The sequence below is a fragment of the Halarcobacter anaerophilus genome, assembly GCF_006459125.1.
Taxonomy (GTDB): domain Bacteria; phylum Campylobacterota; class Campylobacteria; order Campylobacterales; family Arcobacteraceae; genus Halarcobacter; species Halarcobacter anaerophilus.
Map to the genome: position 1 here is coordinate 1,094,229 of NZ_CP041070.1, position 19,140 is coordinate 1,113,368.

22 protein-coding genes are annotated in these 19,140 nt (G+C 27.7%); 13 read left to right on the plus strand and 9 right to left on the minus strand.

Features of this window, described 5'->3' with window-relative positions; translation table 11 throughout:
- Positions 1–17: 17 nt before the first annotated feature.
- On the plus strand, positions 18–788 hold the full coding sequence (locus AANAER_RS05360) for a GGDEF domain-containing protein (RefSeq protein WP_044415401.1): 771 nt from the start codon (positions 18–20) through the stop codon (positions 786–788).
- 7 nt (positions 789–795) lie between these two features.
- Here the strand turns inward: AANAER_RS05360 and AANAER_RS05365 are convergent, their stop codons facing one another.
- Together AANAER_RS05365 and AANAER_RS05370 are read right to left on the minus strand one after the other, a co-directional pair.
- Positions 796–1,554 (minus strand): hypothetical protein, encoded by a 759-nt coding sequence (locus tag AANAER_RS05365; protein WP_129081815.1) that lies wholly within the window; start codon positions 1,552–1,554, stop codon positions 796–798.
- 103 nt (positions 1,555–1,657) lie between these two features.
- Entirely contained in the window at positions 1,658–2,485 is an 828-nt protein-coding gene (locus AANAER_RS05370) for a DUF4197 domain-containing protein (protein ID WP_129081816.1), read from the minus strand.
- A 124-nt stretch (positions 2,486–2,609) separates the two neighbouring features.
- Between AANAER_RS05370 and AANAER_RS05375 the strand changes: the two genes are divergently transcribed.
- Genes AANAER_RS05375 through AANAER_RS05385 form a run of 3 tightly spaced genes read left to right on the plus strand, consistent with a single transcriptional unit; the run spans position 2,610 to position 4,929 of the window.
- Positions 2,610–3,341 carry a 5-oxoprolinase subunit PxpA gene (locus AANAER_RS05375; RefSeq protein ID WP_164969342.1) on the plus strand — a complete coding sequence of 244 codons (732 nt, stop codon included), beginning with the start codon at positions 2,610–2,612 and terminating at the stop codon, positions 3,339–3,341.
- Positions 3,338–4,018 (plus strand): 5-oxoprolinase subunit B family protein, encoded by a 681-nt coding sequence (locus tag AANAER_RS05380; protein ID WP_228711144.1) that lies wholly within the window; start codon positions 3,338–3,340, stop codon positions 4,016–4,018. Before AANAER_RS05375 ends, AANAER_RS05380 begins: the two co-directional genes overlap by 4 nt.
- Positions 4,015–4,929 carry a 5-oxoprolinase subunit C family protein gene (locus AANAER_RS05385; protein ID WP_129081818.1) on the plus strand — a complete coding sequence of 305 codons (915 nt, stop codon included), beginning with the start codon at positions 4,015–4,017 and terminating at the stop codon, positions 4,927–4,929. Before AANAER_RS05380 ends, AANAER_RS05385 begins: the two co-directional genes overlap by 4 nt.
- On the opposite strand, the gene AANAER_RS05390 is transcribed toward AANAER_RS05385, so the two are convergent.
- Positions 4,901–5,716 (minus strand): diguanylate cyclase domain-containing protein, encoded by an 816-nt coding sequence (locus AANAER_RS05390; protein WP_129081819.1) that lies wholly within the window; start codon positions 5,714–5,716, stop codon positions 4,901–4,903. The two genes, AANAER_RS05385 and AANAER_RS05390, sit on opposite strands and share 29 nt — an antisense overlap.
- Positions 5,706–6,857, minus strand: a complete 1,152-nt coding sequence (locus AANAER_RS05395) for an EAL domain-containing protein (protein ID WP_228135454.1) — start codon at positions 6,855–6,857, stop codon at positions 5,706–5,708. The genes AANAER_RS05390 and AANAER_RS05395 overlap by 11 nt, the downstream gene beginning before the upstream one ends.
- Before the next feature lie 272 nt (positions 6,858–7,129).
- On the opposite strand from AANAER_RS05395, the gene AANAER_RS05400 reads away from it, so the two are divergent.
- Genes AANAER_RS05400 through AANAER_RS05410 form a run of 3 tightly spaced genes read left to right on the plus strand, consistent with a single transcriptional unit; the run spans position 7,130 to position 9,377 of the window.
- Positions 7,130–7,660: a DedA family protein gene (locus tag AANAER_RS05400; RefSeq protein ID WP_129081820.1), complete on the plus strand. Its 531-nt coding sequence runs from the start codon at positions 7,130–7,132 to the stop codon at positions 7,658–7,660.
- A gap of 24 nt (positions 7,661–7,684) precedes the next feature.
- On the plus strand, positions 7,685–9,052 hold the full coding sequence (gene dbpA / locus AANAER_RS05405; RefSeq protein ID WP_129081821.1) for an ATP-dependent RNA helicase DbpA: 1,368 nt from the start codon (positions 7,685–7,687) through the stop codon (positions 9,050–9,052).
- A gap of 43 nt (positions 9,053–9,095) precedes the next feature.
- Positions 9,096–9,377, plus strand: a complete 282-nt coding sequence (locus tag AANAER_RS05410) for a peptidylprolyl isomerase (protein ID WP_044415387.1) — start codon at positions 9,096–9,098, stop codon at positions 9,375–9,377.
- 18 nt (positions 9,378–9,395) lie between these two features.
- Here the strand turns inward: AANAER_RS05410 and AANAER_RS05415 are convergent, their stop codons facing one another.
- The 3 genes from AANAER_RS05415 to AANAER_RS05425 form a co-directional block, all read right to left on the minus strand.
- Positions 9,396–9,767, minus strand: coding sequence for a hypothetical protein (locus tag AANAER_RS05415; protein ID WP_044415384.1), 372 nt, complete (start codon positions 9,765–9,767; stop codon positions 9,396–9,398).
- Positions 9,768–9,837: 70 nt separating this feature from the next.
- Positions 9,838–11,553, minus strand: a complete 1,716-nt coding sequence (locus AANAER_RS05420) for an HD domain-containing protein (protein WP_228711145.1) — start codon at positions 11,551–11,553, stop codon at positions 9,838–9,840.
- A complete protein-coding gene (locus AANAER_RS05425) occupies positions 11,513–12,886 on the minus strand; it encodes a PhoH family protein (protein ID WP_044415383.1) in 1,374 nt (457 codons plus the stop codon). The genes AANAER_RS05420 and AANAER_RS05425 overlap by 41 nt, the downstream gene beginning before the upstream one ends.
- Positions 12,887–13,000: 114 nt before the next feature.
- On the opposite strand from AANAER_RS05425, the gene AANAER_RS05430 reads away from it, so the two are divergent.
- The 6 genes from AANAER_RS05430 (at position 13,001) to AANAER_RS05455 (ending at position 17,623) form a co-directional block, all read left to right on the plus strand.
- A complete protein-coding gene (locus tag AANAER_RS05430; RefSeq protein ID WP_044415381.1) occupies positions 13,001–13,936 on the plus strand; it encodes a class I SAM-dependent methyltransferase in 936 nt (311 codons plus the stop codon).
- A 43-nt stretch (positions 13,937–13,979) separates the two neighbouring features.
- Positions 13,980–14,996 carry a lytic murein transglycosylase B gene (mltB, locus tag AANAER_RS05435; RefSeq protein WP_129081822.1) on the plus strand — a complete coding sequence of 339 codons (1,017 nt, stop codon included), beginning with the start codon at positions 13,980–13,982 and terminating at the stop codon, positions 14,994–14,996.
- A 54-nt stretch (positions 14,997–15,050) separates the two neighbouring features.
- Positions 15,051–15,479 (plus strand): disulfide bond formation protein B, encoded by a 429-nt coding sequence (locus AANAER_RS05440; protein WP_044415379.1) that lies wholly within the window; start codon positions 15,051–15,053, stop codon positions 15,477–15,479.
- Positions 15,480–15,487: 8 nt separating this feature from the next.
- The gene (locus AANAER_RS05445) at positions 15,488–16,048 is read left to right on the plus strand and encodes a TlpA family protein disulfide reductase (RefSeq protein ID WP_044415378.1); all 561 of its coding nucleotides are present in this window, start codon (positions 15,488–15,490) and stop codon (positions 16,046–16,048) included.
- Between the two features lie 87 nt (positions 16,049–16,135).
- Complete coding sequence (locus AANAER_RS05450) at positions 16,136–17,317, plus strand: hypothetical protein (protein WP_044415376.1); 1,182 nt, start codon at positions 16,136–16,138, stop codon at positions 17,315–17,317.
- A 9-nt stretch (positions 17,318–17,326) separates the two neighbouring features.
- Positions 17,327–17,623, plus strand: coding sequence for a hypothetical protein (locus tag AANAER_RS05455; protein WP_129081823.1), 297 nt, complete (start codon positions 17,327–17,329; stop codon positions 17,621–17,623).
- Positions 17,624–17,639: 16 nt separating this feature from the next.
- Here the strand turns inward: AANAER_RS05455 and AANAER_RS05460 are convergent, their stop codons facing one another.
- Together AANAER_RS05460 and AANAER_RS05465 are read right to left on the minus strand one after the other, a co-directional pair.
- Positions 17,640–18,107 (minus strand): ferritin-like domain-containing protein, encoded by a 468-nt coding sequence (locus tag AANAER_RS05460; protein ID WP_044415372.1) that lies wholly within the window; start codon positions 18,105–18,107, stop codon positions 17,640–17,642.
- A 74-nt stretch (positions 18,108–18,181) separates the two neighbouring features.
- Positions 18,182–18,928, minus strand: coding sequence for a hypothetical protein (locus tag AANAER_RS05465; RefSeq protein ID WP_129081824.1), 747 nt, complete (start codon positions 18,926–18,928; stop codon positions 18,182–18,184).
- Between the last annotated feature and the right edge of the window lie 212 nt (positions 18,929–19,140).

The window sequence follows — 19,140 nt, forward strand, 5'->3', positions numbered from 1 at the left end:
CTTTCCCAAGGCATTTAATGAATATAAAAAAAGTAAATTTTTGTGCTTTTACTACGCTTTTATCTATTATATTATCTCTATATATTTTAATAACTTTTTTAATAGACTCTGCAAAGATAGATTATAATAGTTACGATGCAAATAATTATTTTATAAAAGTAGTAATTTTTGCAATCTTATTTATAGCAGTTGCAGTTGGCTTTACTCTTTTTAAACTTTACAAAAACAGATATATAGAAGAGCAGATAAAACAAAGAACTGAAGATATACAAAATGAAAATCAAACTTTAAAAATATATTCACATATAGATCCTTTAACTCAATGTTTAAATGAAAAGTTTTTTATGAAAAGATTTAAAGAGGAGTTTAAAAGGGCAATAAGAGAAAAGCAGAATATCTCTTTGTTTATAGTAAATATAGATGAATTTAAATCTTTTAACGATATTTACGGAGAAGACGAGGGAAATGAGTGTTTAAAAATTATTGCAAATATATTGGTAAATCACTGTAACAGACCGACTGATTTGGTTTCAAAATTTGAAGGAGATGAATTTTATGTTCTTCTTCCTAATACAAAAGATGCAAAAACAGTTTGCAATAACTGTATAAATTCAGTAAGATCTTTAAACATACCCCATGACAACTCTATTGCTTCAAATGTTTTAACAATAAGTATAGGAACAGCAACTCTTATGCCAACAGATCAAATAGAAATGAAAGAATTGATAAAAAAGGCAAAAGAGTCTTTAAAAAAAGCAAAAATCAGTGGAAGAAATAGAGTTTATTAAAATTCTTTTAGGCATAAAAACTATTATCACCTGAAGCATTTAAAATATTAGAATAAATAGTTGATAAATTATTGTATTGCTCAACTTTTTCTTCATATTGTTTAATAGCCTCTTGAAGAATATTTGGATTTTTTAAAGCATTTTCAAGATTTTCAGAGTGTTTTTGAAACATTTTTTCAAAGAAATTACTTAAATCAGTATTGCCATTAGTCCTTTCTTCCACAAGCCATTGTATATAATTGTCATCAGAAGTAAAAGTTTTAGCAAGATCACTTCGAACTTGACTAAAGATATTTGATCTCTCTATAAAATCTGAAGTTTTACCCATGGCAGTATATAAAGATTGATTAAAGGAATTGTCCTTTGTAAGCGTTGCAGCATTTATCATATCAGCTACTTGTTGATCTCCTCCAAAAGTTTTTATATATGAAACCAAACTATTATCTTCCCCTGCTTGCAATCTATCATTTAAAATACCTGCAATTTTTTCCACTTGTTCATATGGTAAATTGTTTAATTCTTCTACCGTAAGTTTTTCATCTTCAAGGATATTTTTAAAAGTTTGAGCCTCTTCTTGGGTAAGATTATAAGAAGCTGCATATTTCGTATAAACACCTAAATCAACTGACGAGGATTCACTTGTTTCTTGGTTTTCATTTGATTCTAGTAACTCTTGAAAAGAGATACCTGAATTTGTTGTTTCTCTTGTATTTGCATTAGAAGTTTCATTGTAAGAGGTGGGTTGTGTATTATTGGTAATCTGCATAAAAACTCTCCTTTATAAATATATATAAAATATATAAAATAATAATTTATAATAGATTTTATTGTTTTTATGCTTAAGATAAAAAATAAAAGGTTAAATCCTTTTATTTTCCAAAAACTTCTTTTAATAAAGAGGTTGTTTGCTCAACGGGATTTTCTCTTATTGCTGCTTCTTTTTTTGCAATCATCGCAAAAAGTCCGTCAATTGCTTTTGTAGTTACATAATCATCTAAACTTTCATCACTGCTTCCAGGAAGATAAGAATCAACTCCGAAATTTTTTGCAACACTCATTACGGAACTGTTATCAACATAATCTTTTGCATACTGTTTATAATAATCGTTAAAAGCAGAATAATATTTTGCTACGCTGTTTTGTTCCATTGCTTCTGTGATTATTGGTTTTATGGTCTCTTTTAAAGAGCTTGTTGTATTTGTTTTAAAGTATTGGGTTGCTGCATCATCTTTCCCGTTTAAAATAGCCGTTGCATCATCTAAACTCATATTTTCAATTGCTTTTGCAAAAATTTCGGCAGTTTTCGGAGCTGCTTTTGTAGCTGCGCTGTTCATTGCTTCTATTAAGTTATCCGCAATCTTATCTCCTCCTACTTTTCTTATAATTGTTTCTGCATTTTGTAAATTTTGGGGAAGAGGAATTTTTACAGAAGAGTTATTTAAGTATCCGTTTTGGGCTCCTAAAGTCTCAACAGCATAAGTAACACCTTCTTGTAAAGCCTCTTTTAAACCGCTTGAAATAGTCGAATCACTAAGATTTGTTGAAGAAGTAGCTGTTTGAGAAGTTTTTTCATTACTTGATGAATTTGTAACATTATTTATAACATCTTTTGCGATGCTTCCTAAATCAAAACTAAAAGCTGCAGTTGTACATAAAAAAACAGATGCGGCAATAAATTTTTTATTAAATTTTATCATATCAATCCTTGAATAAATTATTTAGTTATTATATGAAAATAAAATTAAAATTCACCAAAATTTAGAAAACTAAATGATTATATAGTTATGGTAAAATAAGAGAAGATTAATGCAAGGTAATAAGATGATTAGATTAAATTGTGATATGGGTGAAAGCTTTGGAATCTGGAAGATGGGAGCGGATGAACAGATTATGCCTTATATCTCTTTGGCAAATCTTGCTTGCGGTTTTCATGCTTCTGATGCCGTTACAATGAATAGATCAGTTGAACTAGCAAAGAAGGATAACGTAACAATAGGAGCACATCCTTCTTATCAAGATTTAGTCGGTTTTGGAAGAAGAAGTATTAGTTGCTCTTTAGAAGAGATAAAATCAAAAGTTCTTTATCAGTTGGGAGCCTTATACGCTTTTTGTAAATCCCACGGTACGACGGTTGCTTATGTGAAACCTCACGGCGCTTTATATAATGATATGATGAGAGATCAAAATATTTATAAAGCTATTTTAAGTGCAGTTGCGGCATTTGATAAAAATATAAAATTAATGATATTATCAAATCCAAATAATGAAGCTTTTGAATATACGGCTAAAATGTACGGAATAACTCTTATTTATGAAGTTTTTGCGGATAGAAATTACAATGATGACGGAACTTTAGTTTCTAGAATGCTTCCAAATGCAGTTATTACCGATGAATTAGAGATTATGCAAAGGGTAAAAACTTTAAAAGAGTATGGTTTTTTAGAGAGTATAAACTCAAAAAGATTATATTTAAAAGCTGATACTATTTGCGTTCACGGAGATACGGAAGATGCCCTTAATTTTGTAAAATCTTTATATAAAGTATTAAATTGATAAAAATCCAAGTTGCATCGGTCGACTCTCTTATAATATATTTTGCAGATGTGATTTCAAAAGAAAACTCTTTAAAAGTCAAATCTGCATACAAATGTCTAAAAGCTTTAAATAATAAAGCTTTTATTGAAATAATTCCTTCATATACTTCTATTTTAATTACATACGATATTTTTTTATATGATTTTTATTCATTAAGAAATATGTTGACAAAAATTTTAGATAATTTGCCTATAGAAAAAGAGAGTTCACAAAATCTTATAAAAATAGATGTATATTACTCCTTGGAAGTAGGATTAGACTTACAAAGAGTTGCTTTGCACTCTAATCTTAGTATTGATGAAGTAATTAAACTTCACAGCAGTAAAATATACGATGTTTATGCAATAGGATTTTTACCTGGATTTGCTTATTTGGCAAGTGTAGATGAAAAAATAAAAACACCGAGATTGAAAACACCGAGAAAAAAAATACCTAAAGGAAGTGTTGCTATAGCAGACAGCCAAACAGCCGTTTATCCAAAAGAAAGTCCCGGAGGCTGGAATATTTTAGGAAGAACTGCTTTTAATTTTTTTGATAAAGATTTAGAAGCTTTATCTCCAATATCAATAGAATCGAAAATCAAATTTAATCCAATCTGTAAAGAAGAGTTTTTATCTCAAGGTGGAATTATATGAGTGGCTTTGAAGTGCTTAAAGCAGGAGCATTTACTTTAATAGAGGATTTCGGAAGATTCTCATATATGAACTTAGGTGTAACAAACTCAGGCTTTATGGATGAATATGCAGCTTTAACGGCACATAAACTTTTAGATAATAATTTTGATGAAAACCTTTTGGAAATTGCATTTGCAGGTCTAAAACTCAAAGCTTTAGGAGAAACAACAATCAGCGTAACAGGAGCTAAATGTCATTTTAAAATAAATGAAGTTGAAAAAAATATTTGGCAGACTTATAAAATAAAAAAAGGTGATTTAATCCAAATTGATAAAATTTTAGAAGGACAGAGAGTCTATTTGGCAGTAAAAAACGGCTTTAAGATTAAAAAAGAGCTGGGAAGTTCTTCTGTTACAATAAAAGAGAATCTTGGAGGAGTAGAAGGACGACAAGTTAAAAATCAAGATTTTCTGCCATATGAAGAGTTTAAGCAGTTTGTTTCAAAAAGATTAAAAAAAGAGTATATCCCAAAATATGAAAAAGAAGTTAAACTAAGAGTAATACTATCTTATCAAGAAGGAGATTTTTCAGAAGAAGAAAAAGATAAATTTTTTAATTCAACTTATACAATAACACCTGATTTTAATAGAATGGCATGCAAATTAAAAGGAGAAAAAATCAAAGCCGATATTGATGGAATCATATCAGAAGGCATTGCTTTTGGAGCAATTCAAATACCAAAAGACGGAGAGCCTATTATTCTTTTAAAAGAGAGACAAACAATCGGAGGTTATCCTAAAATAGGTTCTGTTTTATCTATTGATTGTTTTAAATTAGCCCAAATGAAAACAAACCAAAAAGTAACATTTGAGTCTATTGATATTTTAAAGGCTCAAAAAAAAGTTAAACTATTTTATTCTGCTCTTCTTTGATTTTTTTTGTAAGAGACTCTAATGAGGTATGAAAAGATTGATTCTTTTTAACTTCGATAAATGAATAATCAAAAGTAGGTTTTATCAAAATTCCCGAATTACTTTGAAGTGTTGTTTCAAAGAGTGAATCAGAAATTGTATTTACGACAGATCTAATCTGACTTAAACTCTCTTCATCAAAGATTATTATTAATTTGTTTGTTAAAAATCTTATTGTCTTAAATTTTAATTGTTCGTCTATAAAGGCTTTATTTAAACATTTTGAAATATAAATTAAAAGATTGTTTGCAATTAATTTATTATATGTTTTTGATATATAATAGTAGTCTGTAATATCTATTAAAACAACGATTGCGCTCTCTTTAAAGTTTGCTTTTTCATCTAAATATTTAAAATAGAGCCATTTTTTATTATAAAGTTTTGTTAAATAATCTTTATAAATATTGTTAGTCATCTCTAAAAGTTCTTTTTTTAAAGTCGTAATCTGATTATACAAATTTTTTAAAAGCAGTGAATCGTTTTGTTCAATAGCTTTTTCTGCCTCTTTTGTAATATCTGCGACATTGTCGATTGTTTTCATTGCATCGTTTACATAAGAGTTTATTGAATTGAATTCATCTAAAATAAGCTGATTTAACTCTTTTTCAAAGTCCTCGCTTTTTAAATCGATATCAATATTTTTTGCATTTTTATCAAAACATTGGAAATAGTTAGAGGGTAAAATTATCTCATTTCCCAATAGCTCATTTATTGTGGAGTCTGTAATTTCTCTTAATTTATCTTTCAATTTTATTCTCCATTATTTTCTCTATTCTCTGCGGTTTGCCTATATAATAACCTTGAGAGTAATCAATGTCAAGTGATTTTACATATCTTAAGATTTTTAAATTACTGACAAACTCTGCTACTATTTTTATATTTTGTTCTTTACTAAACAAAACAATACTTTTTAATAAATTATAATATATATCTTCGTCTATCTTTTTTATCAAACTGCCGTCAAGTTTGATATAATCCGTATTAATATTTAAAATATGTTCATAATTTGAAAAACCGCTACCAAAATCATCTATAGCAATTTTTACGTTAAAGGCTTTTAAATCATTTATAAAATCATTTACTAAATAGTAGTTGCTGATTTTTTTGCTTTCAAGTATTTCAACTGTTATATAACTTCCTACTTTGCTGTTTTTAATATTGTCGATTATAATATTTTTCATTGTAGGGTTTAAAATATCGTTATAATCAAGATTAATACTTACATCGATTTTATATTTTTTTATATAATCTATAACTTTTAATATCAGTATTTCCATTAGTTTGTTAAAGAGTCTGTATTTTCTGGCTTTTTCTATAAAAGTTTGAGGCATTAGGATATTGCCTTCTTTATCATAAAGCCTCATTAAGGCTTCATATTTAACTATTTTTGAAGTTTTGTTATCTTGTATAGGTTGGAAAAAAGGTTCAACTGTTTTATCTAATATATTTCTATGCAGGGTTGTTAAAAGCTCTTCATTTATAAAATGACTTTTAAAGAGTTTGGAATCATAATACATAAAATGGATATAGTTCATTTTTGCATTGTGCAAAGCCCTTTCGGCAAAAACCAGAAGTTCCTGACCTTTCCCTTTTGAACAGCCGATTGTAATATCTATATCAATAGAAACATCGGAGTTATGTAAAAAGAATTGAGAACTTATTATATTTTTGTAGATAATGTTTTTTATATTTATTATGTCGGCTTTTTCTAAATCTTCAATAAGTGTAATAGTGAAAACATCAACATGAATATTTTTTATATCTATACACACTTTGTGCTTTAAATAAGAAAGAATTTCATTTTTTATTTTACTTTTAAGAAGTTTGTAGAGTTGTAAAAGGATAAAATCTCCGTTTTTGAATCCATAAAAAGCATTAAGATCTTTCATATACAGAATATCAACTATAAATATAGTTTTAGTTTTATTCTTATAAAAATGGTTACAAAAGCTTTGCAATAAGGACATTTAGAACCCTTTTTTTAATCAGGTAACAGCAGTATATGTAATTTAATCTTAAGAAATGTATATAAAGCCGAAAAACCGAAGAAAAATTTTTAAAAATATATTATTAGATATACAATTTGTATAAAAATCATTTTTTAAAGATATTCTGCTAAAATCTTCGCAATATTTTACTGATTTGATTAATAAGGTTTAACTTGGAAGAAATTATAAAAGATTGGGGTTATATTGCCCTGTTTTTGTACTCATTCGGAGGCGGTTTTGTAGGACTTGTAATAGCAGGAGTTTTGTCTTTTACGGGAGATTTAAATCTTTTTATCTCAATGGCTGTTGCAGGAGTTTCAAATTTTATAGGAGATCAGTTTCTTTTTTATATGGCAAGAACCAATAAAAAGTATGCAAAACAGACTATGAAAAAATATGGAAGAAAAGTAGCCCTTGCACATTTATGGATGAGAAGATACGGTTCACCTGTTGTATTTGTTCAAAAATATATATATGGGATAAAAACTTTAATACCTCTTGCTATGGGATTAACAAAATACTCTTTTAAAAAATTTACGATTTATAATGCAATAGCTGCGGCAGTTTGGGCTTGCGTGGTAGGATATGCCAGTTATACCATGGGACAAGTGATTTTAACTTATGCGGATGATTATAAATATTATGGTGTTGCTACTATCTTAGCCATTGTTTTTATAGTATCATACTATTTTAAAAAAATATAGAAGGATTAAATTATAAAAAACAGCATAGAGTTTTCCTCTTTGAATATTTCAAAAGAGTTTAAAGAAAACATAAAATCTTTAGGCTTTGCACAAATGACTACAATACAGTCTTTGTGTATAAATCCTATTTTAGAAAAAAAAGACGTAATAGTTCAATCAAAAACAGGTTCTGGAAAGACTGTAGCTTTTAGTATTCCTTTAGTAAATAAACTAGAAGTTAAAAAATATAAAATCCAGGCTTTGATTTTAGCCCCCACAAGAGAACTTGCAAATCAAATTGCAGTAGAGATAAGAAAACTAAGCAGACATATACCCAATGTGAAAGTCCTTACTCTTTGCGGAGGAACACCTTATAAACCTCAGGTTGCCTCGTTGCAAAGAGGAGCCCATATTGTAGTGGGAACTGTGGGACGAGTTTTACAGCATATAAATGAAACAAAAGTAGATTTCTCAAATATTAATACTCTTGTTTTAGATGAAGCGGATAAAATGCTTGATATGGGATTTTATGATGAGATTTTAAAAATTGTCGAATATCTTCCAAAACAGAGACAGAGTCTGCTTTTTTCAGCGACTTATTTAAAAGATATAGAAACTTTATCGAAAAAGATTCTAAAAGAGCCACTTTTTATAAAAAATGAAGAGACTCATGAAAAAGAGTCTATTAATCAAAAACTTTATGAAGTAGAGAGTGAAAATAAAACTTCGCTTCTTTTATCTTTAATAGAGAGATATAAAATGGATTCTCTTTTAATTTTTTGCAATACAAAGTTAAACTGCGATGAACTAGCAGATGATTTGGAATACTTGGGAATAGATGTTTTAACTCTTCACTCCGATTTTGATCAAAGACAAAGAGACGAAACCGTAATTTTATTTGCAAACGGGTCTTATCCTGTTTTAATTACTACGGATATTTTATCCAGAGGAATTGATATTAAAGATATTAAATATGTAGTAAATTATGATATTCCAAGAGATGAAACTATTTACACACATAGAATAGGAAGAACGGCAAGAGGAGAGAGCAGTGGAGTTGCTATAACCTTCTATGAAAAAGAGGAATCTTATAAAGTTACTGCAATAAAAGAAAAGTTTCCCGATATCGAGTTTAACGATTATGAAAAAATAGAAGAAAAAAGTGATTTTATAATAAAACCTGAATATAAAACAATGATGATACTAGCAGGTAAAAAACAGAAGTTAAGAGCAGGGGATATTTTAGGCAGTTTGACTGCTGGTATAGGTTTAAAAAAAGAGGATATAGGAAAAATCAATATTTTAGATTTTTTCTCTTATGTTGCTATAAAAGAAGAGGTTTTTAAAGAAGCATTTTCTAAACTTCAAAGAACAAAAATAAAAGGCAAATTTTTTAAACTATATGAAAAATAGTTATGTTACAATCACGCCTTTAAAAAAATGAAAAAGGAAAAATATGGCAAGAGCATCAGCTAGACATCTTTTAGTTACAACGGAAGAACTTTGTAATGAATTAAAAACAAGAATAGAAAACGGCGAAAAATTTGAAGATTTGGCAAAAGAGTATTCTCAATGTCCATCAGGAGACAGAGGTGGAGATTTAGGAACTTTTCATCAAGGTGAAATGGTACCTGAATTTGATAGAGTAGTTTTTAATGAAGCCGTAAATGTAGTACACGGACCTGTTAAAACTCAATTTGGATATCATCTTTTAGAAACAACTGCAAGAGAAGATTAATCTAAAAACGCAGTGTAATTAAGAGCTTAAAAGCTCTTTTTTTACCTCTTCTTCCCAAAGAATCGAAACTCCGTACTCTTTATCTGCAATTGCATATTTAAAATATTCACCGCTTCCTTTTCTTCCGTGAAGTCTTACTATTGTTTGTCCCTCTTTTAATAATCTTTTCATCTCATTTTCAGAGAAGCTTTTTTTATTCCATCTTAAAAAGGCATTTGAATATACTCTAAAAGTGCAAGTTGAATCTGCCGTAAATACGTATTGTTCACTTTCATCGTACTCTTTTTTTGCATTTTCGCAAGAGTAGAGTTTGATTGTTTTTCCTTTTGTGTTGAATTTTCTTGAAATTACATTTGCACCGCAATAAGGGCATTTGCCTAAAATAGACATATATCTCCTTTTTTATTTTTATTATAACGGCAAATTTAAATCTTTGGAAAAAATATTACAAAATGAAATATTAATCTTTAAAAACTTCAAAAAGAATCTCTCTTAAATCCTCTTTCATCTCAAAACTAAGCTCTTTGCTGTTTGAATAAATATAAAAAGGAACAGTATTTAACATAGATTGTTTAAGTCTTTTTCTAACAGTTGAAATTTCATCCATAAAGATAATATTCTCTCCGTCATATAGCCTGAAATCTTTTTCTATACCTATTTTAAAAGATACTATTTGATAAGTAAAAAAAAGATCTTTCTCTTTTGATTCATATTTTAAAATAAACTCTTCAAGCATATCTCTTAGTTTTTTATATCTATTTTTATTTATATATCCGAAACTCTCTCTAAATTGATATCTTTGAACAGTCGTAAAGCCTAAGACTTTATAAAATTCGTTTAGATTTTTCCAAGGTGATCTAAAAAATCTTTTACCGAAAAGAACCTCTTCAAAACAGTATTTATATTTATAATCCTCTTGTGAAAGCTCTCTTTTGTTTTTTATGGTAAAGTATTCGTTTTTGAAAAATGTGATAAGCCAGTTTTCATCAAGCATACTTATAATATCAAGTTTTATTTCATTCTCTTTTTGGTTAAAAAACTTCCACAACATAGAGATAGAGTTTGAAGGTTTGTCATCTATTACTCTGCTTTGAAAATATTTAGTACAAAGATATTGGACGACATTTTCAAGCAGGGCATCTGTTTTTGCGATTCCATGGTTAAAAATCACTTTTTTATAAAGATTAAATCTCATCTCAAGCATATGTTCTATATCGATTAAACCCATATCAAAATAACTTACGTAAAACTCTTTTTCATCTTTTACTAAAACAGCCTCTTTTGTTATTCTTATAAAATCACTAGGTCCTGTTATATAACCGCTTGCAAGCATATCTCTGTTTATATAATCCAATCTGTCGGCATCAACCGTACTATCTACGATTCTATGCAAAACTTTAAAATCAAAGTTTTTATAAACCCGGTTTTCCAAAATATATGAAGATAGTATTTTTATTAGTTTTATATAATCTTTCTCCTCTTTTAAAGTAATAAAATCAAAAACTTCATAATCCAAAAGAAGAGTTAGTAAATTTTTACCTATTGCTTCATGTAAAACAAGTCTCTCTTTTTGTGTTACTTTTTCGTAAAACTCTTTAAATTCAAGTTGTTTTGCATTTAATTTTTTATGGTTTTTTAAAGAATCATAAACATTTTTTAAAGAATTTTCAACTTGGTGGGAAAAAGGCAAATGACCTACATCGTGAAGAAGAGCAACAACTCTTATTGTTTGTAAAATAATTGTATAAACAACTCTGTCTTTTTTATTTTTAGTAGGAATGGTAAATTGATATAAAGCTTTATTGTCAAAATAGCTTAAATCATCTATTTTTATATTTAGATCATTATCTTTTATTACATTTTTTACAACTCTTTTTAATGTTTTTAAAAAATCGTCTTTTGTCTGCTTATCTGCATTTAAAAGTGAATTTTTGAAGATAAAAGAGCTTAAATGCATAGTTCCCAAAGAGTGGATAAATCTTTTTGTGGTAATAGAAGGGTATGAAAAATAGGCTAAAGCGTTTTGGGTAATAAACTGTAGCCTATTTACAATCTTTGTTTGAAGAAGTTTATCTTCAAGTTTTGTATACTGAATATGATTATATATCGTATCGTTTATTATTCTGTTTTGTATGTTATTTTTTCCTTTCGAATATTCTTTCGGTAAACTCTGCAAACTTACCTCGAACTGCTTTTTCTAACTCTATTGCAAACATATTTATCTCAGGGTGAGTCTCTCTTGTTTGTTTTAAAAGCGTAGTAAGACCGTTATTATATTTGTTTAAATAAAGATTATCGATTTGTCTGTTAGAACCTATGACAACTGCCATACAAGATTCATCAAGTCTGCTTAAAATAAGCTGTGTTGTTTTTTCACTTGAGTTTTGCCACTCATCCATTATAACAATAGCTTCAGACAAAGTTCTACCTCTTGCTTCTCCGGGCCATAAAGTCTCTATACAGTATCTTGAAGTAAGTTCTGAAATTTTTGATTCTATTGATTCTTTGTTTTCTCTGTTCTCACTTTTTTTAAGATGTTTTTTTGCAATAAACTCCAAAGTATCTTGCAATGCCATATTGTAAACTCTAAATTTTTCGTCATTTCCTGCTAAATACCCTACATCGGCACCTTTGTCTAAAGATTCAATAGAGTTTCTAACATATACGATTTTATCATAATGCCCTAAATCAATAAGTCTCATCGCGCTTACTATAGACATTAAAGTTTTACCCGAACCTGCTTTTGCATCAATTACCAGCAAATCAAACATATCCGTTAAAATAGCTTTCATAAATAGTTTCTGTTTTAAATTAACAGGTTTTACCTGTAAAGCTTTAAAATCCGTTTCATCTAAAATACTGATTCTTTCGTTTAAAATAATTGCATAAGCTGAGTTTCCGTCTTCACTTTCAAAAATATAACAAAAATTTTCATAAGTATACTCTTCATCGAATTTTTTAATATTTGAACCTTCAAGAGAGTTAAAAAGTGAAGAGTCAAGTTTGATATATTTTACAAACTGAAAATTAGGAACCGTTGATTTGTCATCATGCAAAGTTTCGGCTTTTATCCCCTTAAAAAGAGCAAAAGTTCTAGCGTAAACATCTAAAGATAAAAAAAGAGTTTGTGCCCCTTTATAGTACTCTTGGGCAACTGCTGCTGCTTCGATTATTCTTTTATCGTTGCTTTCGCTTAAATGAGCTTGTTCAATTTGGGAATCATATTTATCTTTTGAAATAATATGTAAATTAAGCTCTTCATTAAAAAGTTTTACAACTTTAAACCCAGGTTTATAATCAACCTCTTTTATCTTCATTCTTGCCAAAAGCCGTGCAAATTCTCTAGAGTAGTAACCTAACTCGTTAGTCAGTTTCTTTTTGTCCTCTAATTCAATTAAAACTGTTTCGGGAATTACAATTGTATTTGTTTTATTGTCAGATATTCTACTTAAGTTTTGCACATTTTGTAAGATGATATTTGTATCTAAAACATAAACTTTTTCTTTCATAAAACAAATTATAACATTATATTTTAATAAACAAATTATTGTTGTGTATATATTTTGTAACCAATATATGTTATAGAAATTTTTAGTTATAATAAATCAAAAAATAAGAATCAAATGAAGAAATTTACAAATGAAGATTTATATGAAATTGTTTTATATCTAAAAGAGAGTTTAAAAAAAAATTCCAAAGTTTGCATTGAGGTTTTAAATCCCGATTTCGAAGAGTTTTTATATTGCGGACAGGTTTTATTTATAGATGAGGTTGCGTATAAATACAGATCTTATAAAGATTGGACGGATTTGGCACAAAAGCTTTTTTGTAAAATTGAAACGCCTAGAATAGTCTCTTTAAATACAATAGCCTTAACTTTTAAAACGTTAGATAAAAAAGACTCTTTTCATAACTCTGTTTTGGATAAAAAAGAGAAATACGGCGTAAATTCGACTTTTTATAATATAAATAAAAATGAGCAGCCTGAAATTTTGTTAAGTTTTCTAAATGCACTTAAAAATGTTAATCTTGAAAAAAGAAAAAGAGTTTTAAATTTAGGCGTAAACAGCGGTTTGGAGTTTGAACTTATAAAAAAATATTTTAAAAACTTTTCTAAGATGGAATTTGTGGGAATCGATTATTGTGAATCTGCTATAAATGAAGCTAAAAAAAAGTTTCAAAATGATAAAAACGTAAAATTTATAAATTCTGATATAAAAGAGCTTGAACAGCTTAACTTAGGGCAGTTTGATTTGATTATATCAATAGGAACACTGCAAAGCTCAAATTTAGAGTTTAATAAAATTTTTATGCAAATAGTGCAAAACTACTTAAAAAAAGAGGGAAGTATAATTTTAGGTTTTCCTAATTGCAGATGGATTCAAGGAGAGATAATATACGGAGCAAAGGCTGCAAACTACGCCTTTTCTGAATTATCGTTACTTTTTAAAGATGCTTTTTTTTGTAAAAAATATCTTCAGCAAAAAAAGTTTAGAGTAACGCTTACGGGAGAGTATTATATCTTTCTTACGGCAACTTCAATTAGAAAGTTAAAATAATTTTAAATATAATTACTTTAATGTTAAATTTGAGGATTTTAATATGTATAGAAAAATTTTCAGCATAGTTATACTCTTTTTTCTGCCGACACTTCTTTTTTCAGAAAATAAAAATTATTATAAAAATAAAGAGGTGAAAAAATTTATTAAAACTCTTGAAAAAGAGCATGGTTTTAATAAAGAGAATTTAAAAAAATTATTCTCAAAAGTAGAGATTCAAAAAAGTGCGTTAAAACAGTATCAACCTTCGAAAAAAAGAGTAAAAAAAGTAAAAAAAACAGAACGAAAAGCAGGCAGCTGGGATAGATATGAAAAAATGTTTTTATCTGCAAAAAGAGTAAAAAAAGGGGTTCTTTTTATGAAAAAATATAAAAAGAGTTTAAATAAAGCCTATAAAATTTACGGAGTTTTACCCGAATATATAACAGCAATCATAGGAATAGAAACTTTTTACGGGAAAAATACGGGAAGATATCCTGTTTTTGATACTCTAACGACTCTAGCTTTTGAAAAGAATAGAAGAAACCGTTTTTTTAAAAATGAGTTAAAAGAGTTTTTGATTCTTTCTAAAAAGAACAAAGAGAATCCAAAAGCAGTATTCGGCTCTTATGCAGGAGCAATCGGGTTAGCCCAATTTATGCCGAGCAATTTTAAAAAGCTTGCCGTTGATTTTGACAATGACGGGGTAATTGATTTAAATAATGTAGTTGATGCTATAGGAAGCGTAGCAAACTATTTTAAAAAAGCGGGTTGGAGCAAACATATACCTGTTGCAACAAGAGTCAGTTATATAGGAAAAAGATTTAATCGTTTAAAAACGGGTTATCAATATAAGTATAAACGTTCTCATCTTAATGGAATAAAACCTAAATCCGGAAAGTTTTATTATGCAAAAAAAGTTCATTTGATTAAACTAGACAGAAAAAAGTATGATGAACTTTGGTACGGAACAAAAAACTTTTACGTAATAACAAGATACAATAGAAGCAACTATTATGCCATGGCTATACATAAATTGGCGGAAAAAATAAAAAAGAGGTATAAAAGATTGATAATATAGTCCACAAACTCTACACAAAATTAAGATAAAATTTTTTATTTACTTAGGACGGTTATGCATAAAAAAGAGTATATTTCAAAAATAATTTTTTATTGTTTTATTATTTCGGCTATTGCTTCTTTGGGTTCCCTTTTTTTTAGTGAATTTATGAACTTTATCCCTTGTACAATGTGCTGGTATCAAAGAATTTTTATGTATCCTTTGGCAATACTGTTTTTTGTAAATCTCTTAAATTATGATGAAAATATTTTTAAGTATGCAGTTACTTTGGCTTTCTTGGGTTTTCTTTTCTCTTTATATCATAATCTTTTGATGTGGGGAATAATCAGTGAAGATATTGTCCCTTGTAAACATGGAGTTCCTTGTTCTACAGAATATTTTGAGTATTTAGGTTTTATAAATATCCCTTTTTTATCTTTAAGTGCTTTTAGTTTAATTCTTTTTTTATTACTTCTTGGTCAAAATAGGGCAAAAAAATTTTAAGGATATATATGAAAAAATCTCTGTTTCTATTTAGTATTGTTGCAGTTTTTCTTTTTGGAGGATGTAATAGTGAAGATGAAGCAAAAGCCGTATCAAACAACAATAATGCAAGTTTTGAAAAATTAAAAGCTTTAAGTAATAAAACATATAATCTAAAGACTTTTGAGGGCAAAACACTTCCTATAAAAGTTGAAAACGATATCTTAAGTTCAAAAGAGTATAAAGATAAAATCGTATTAATAAATTTTTGGGCAACTTGGTGTCCTCCTTGTATAAAAGAGATTCCTGTCTTTAATGAACTTTATGAAAAATATTCCGATAAATTTGTTATTGTAGGAGTACTTTTTGAAAAAGACAAAGATCCAAAAGAGTTAGAAGCTTTTATAGAAAAATATAATATAAAATTTCCTATAACAGTAGGAGATGAAAACTTTAGAATGGCAAAAGCCTTTAATGATGTTAGAAAAGTTCCCGAATCTTATTTGTACTCTAAAGAGGGAAAATACGTAAAAGATTATATCGGTGAAGTAGATAAAGAGGATTTGGAAAACTATTTAAAAAGCAATTAGTTTCTAGTTTTTTTATATTTTGCTCCTGCAAAGATTATCAGCTATATTTTTGTATACTTTAGTTTTACTTTATAAAAAGGGAGCAAAATGTCATTTTCTCAATTTTTTGCACTTGCAAAAGAGTCTTCGTTTAATCTTTTAAAGATGTATGAAAAAGCACCTGATCAAACACTTATTACTTTTGGAATATTACTACTTCTGATTCTTATAATTCTATTTTTTATTTACAGAGCAGTAAAAATAAATATGGCTTTGAAACTTATCAAAAATATTCAAAATGCTAAAACTTATGAAGAATACGATGAAAAACTTACTTCTTTAATAAAAGAGTTTCCAAAAAGAGGAGAAAAGGTTGCACAGGCTTTAAATGAGTCTAAAATAGATATCTACTCTTTAACTTCAAAATTGATGATACCTTCATTAAGTATAAAAGAGAAAATAAGAAGATATCTTCTTTTAAGCAAAAACTTCGAGAAACTTTCAACTGCATCAAAAAAATATAATAACAGTGAACTTACAAACTATTTTTTTAAAAAGTCAAAAGATTTAGTTGAAAAGAAATTGGCTTTTGAAATAGAAAATTATTATAAAAATACAAACTTTGATTTGGATGAACTTGAGAATATAAATGCAGTCGTAAAATATGCTAATAAAGCACAAAAAATTGATTCTATTTTAGAAGCAATGAAAAATGAGCTTAAGAAGTTTAGTTTTGCATATAATAGTGATTTGTATAAACTAATTGAAAAAATGGATATACAAAACGGTAAACAAATTTACGAATATTGTAAAAACAGAGTCGATGAACTTTTTAATAGCGGAGAAAAAGAGGTTTCAACTAATATTTTGGACTATCTTTTTGAAACAGATCAAAATCAAAAAGTTTATGATTATATATCAAATTTAAAATTGAAAGGGTATTTGCAACAGCTTTACACTCTATATTTTGATAAAAAAGAGGATATAAATCTTGATTTGGCATTTATAGCAAACCCTTTAAAAATAGATTCCGATTATAAAGATTATTTAGATAACTCTTTAACCTCTAATTGGAGAAATGAAGAGCATATTAAATTCCTTTCAAAAGCAAAAGGAGTATTGGATGTTCTAGGGCATGAAGAGTTTAGAACGATAATTCAAAGAGTCGAAACTCTTGAAATTGAAAAAAAGAATCAAGAAAAAATTCAAGAAGCTATAAATATTGCCAAAAGAGCCGAATCTATAGCTTTAGAAGCAAAAGGCTTAAAAGAGCCAATCAATATAAAATAAAGAGAGAAAATGGCAGAAAACAGTTTTGTATATATTGTAATGTTTCTTCTTTTTGTAGGATTAGGTGTAATTTTATATAAAAAATCAACAATAAAAAGTAAACCTGCTTATTTAAAAAAAGAGGAAATCATAAAGCAATACGAATATGAGATGTTGAAATTGATTTCAAAATATGAAAAAGATAGTAAGCTTTTATCTCAAAAAAAAGTAGAGTTTTTAAAACAGGCAAATAAAGAGCTTCATCAAAATATATTTTTTGATGAAAATGAGGCTAAAGCTTTGATTTTAAAGCTTGCCTCTTTTTAAAACTGAATTTTATTTTTTAAAATTCGGCACAGGCTACCCAACTAGCAGGCTCTTCAAGATATAATACAATTTCTTCTAAAACTCTTTTATGTTTTTTCTCTTCATTTGCAATTTGCAAAAATATCTCTTTCTCTTTTTTATTTTCCAACTCTTTGGCTTTTGAAGCATAAAAATCAAAAGAGTTATCTTCTCTGTCTATTGCCTCTTTATAATATTGAATATGTTCAGAGTCTAAATTAACATTGTCTCTCTCTTCATTTAGCGTTTTAAAAATAGTTTCCGTATCTGTAATTAAATCTAATTTGTCTAAATCCATATCTTCATTTTTCATCATATTTCTAAAAATATTGTAGTGTTTTACCTCTTCATCGGCTAGCATAGTAAAAATTCGTTTTAAACCTGAGTTTTCAGCTTTTTCAGCCATTTGTCTATAATAAGATTCTCCCTCTTTTTCTACTTTCATAGCATACTCATAAACATTCATGTTATACCCTTTTAAATAAGATTATTTAATATAATATCACACAATATAGATTAAGTCAATGAAAGGATTTTTACTTATTCATAGGCAATACAAACAGGTGGAATCTGTTCAAATGCTTTTTTTGTACTATGTGATATTGCATGTTTATATTTTCCCATTTGCAGAGGTGCAGCAAATTGCAAATGCTCTTCACACCAATTTTTAGTTTTCTCTTTTTTATAAACAAAAACGGCATTTTTACCCATTTGTACAACTCTTTGATATATTGTTCTTGCATAATTGTCTATATAAGGAAACTCTTTTGAATTTATCTTTTCTCCCCAGGCAAAAAATACAAACTTTCCGTTTGGAATAAATGTTTGAGCATCAAAATACATAATCTCTCTGTCAAACTCCGTATTTTGTGAAGAGTTGTATGTTTCAAGATCGGAATTGAACTTCATAAGAAGTTGAGAAGCATCAATATTTTTTTCATTTAGATTAAAAAGATTTTTAATCTCTACTAATTTCCCTTCATAGTTTTTCGATAAAGCTTGTTTAAACAAAGTTATATAGTTTTCTTGCTTTAACTCTATATATTCGTCAAATTCATCAAAATCCTGATCTAATAAAAAAGTATTGGAATCATAACCTAGAGGCGTTACAACAGGATTATATAAAAAAATTGTACCTGCAATATTTTTTTTTCTCTCTTTATTTGTTTTTATCATCTGTTTCAGCTCTTTTGAACTTATATTCTCATTCTCTTTATTAAAATATAAAAAGCTAGAAGTCAAGAAGATCTCTTCGTATTTAGTTTCGATTACACCAAAATATTGCATTGTTTATCCTATCTTTAAATTTTATTTGAAATAGTAGCAAAAAAGAGCATATTTTCTAGTAAAAAATATTTAGAAGATAAAAATTATCATCTAAACTTAAATAAGACTAAAAATATCCTATTTGTTTTTTTTATATGAAAATGTTTAAGCCTATTGTGTTAGTATTTCAATACATTAAAAAAATTTGATGTAAATAACACAGCCAAAATGCA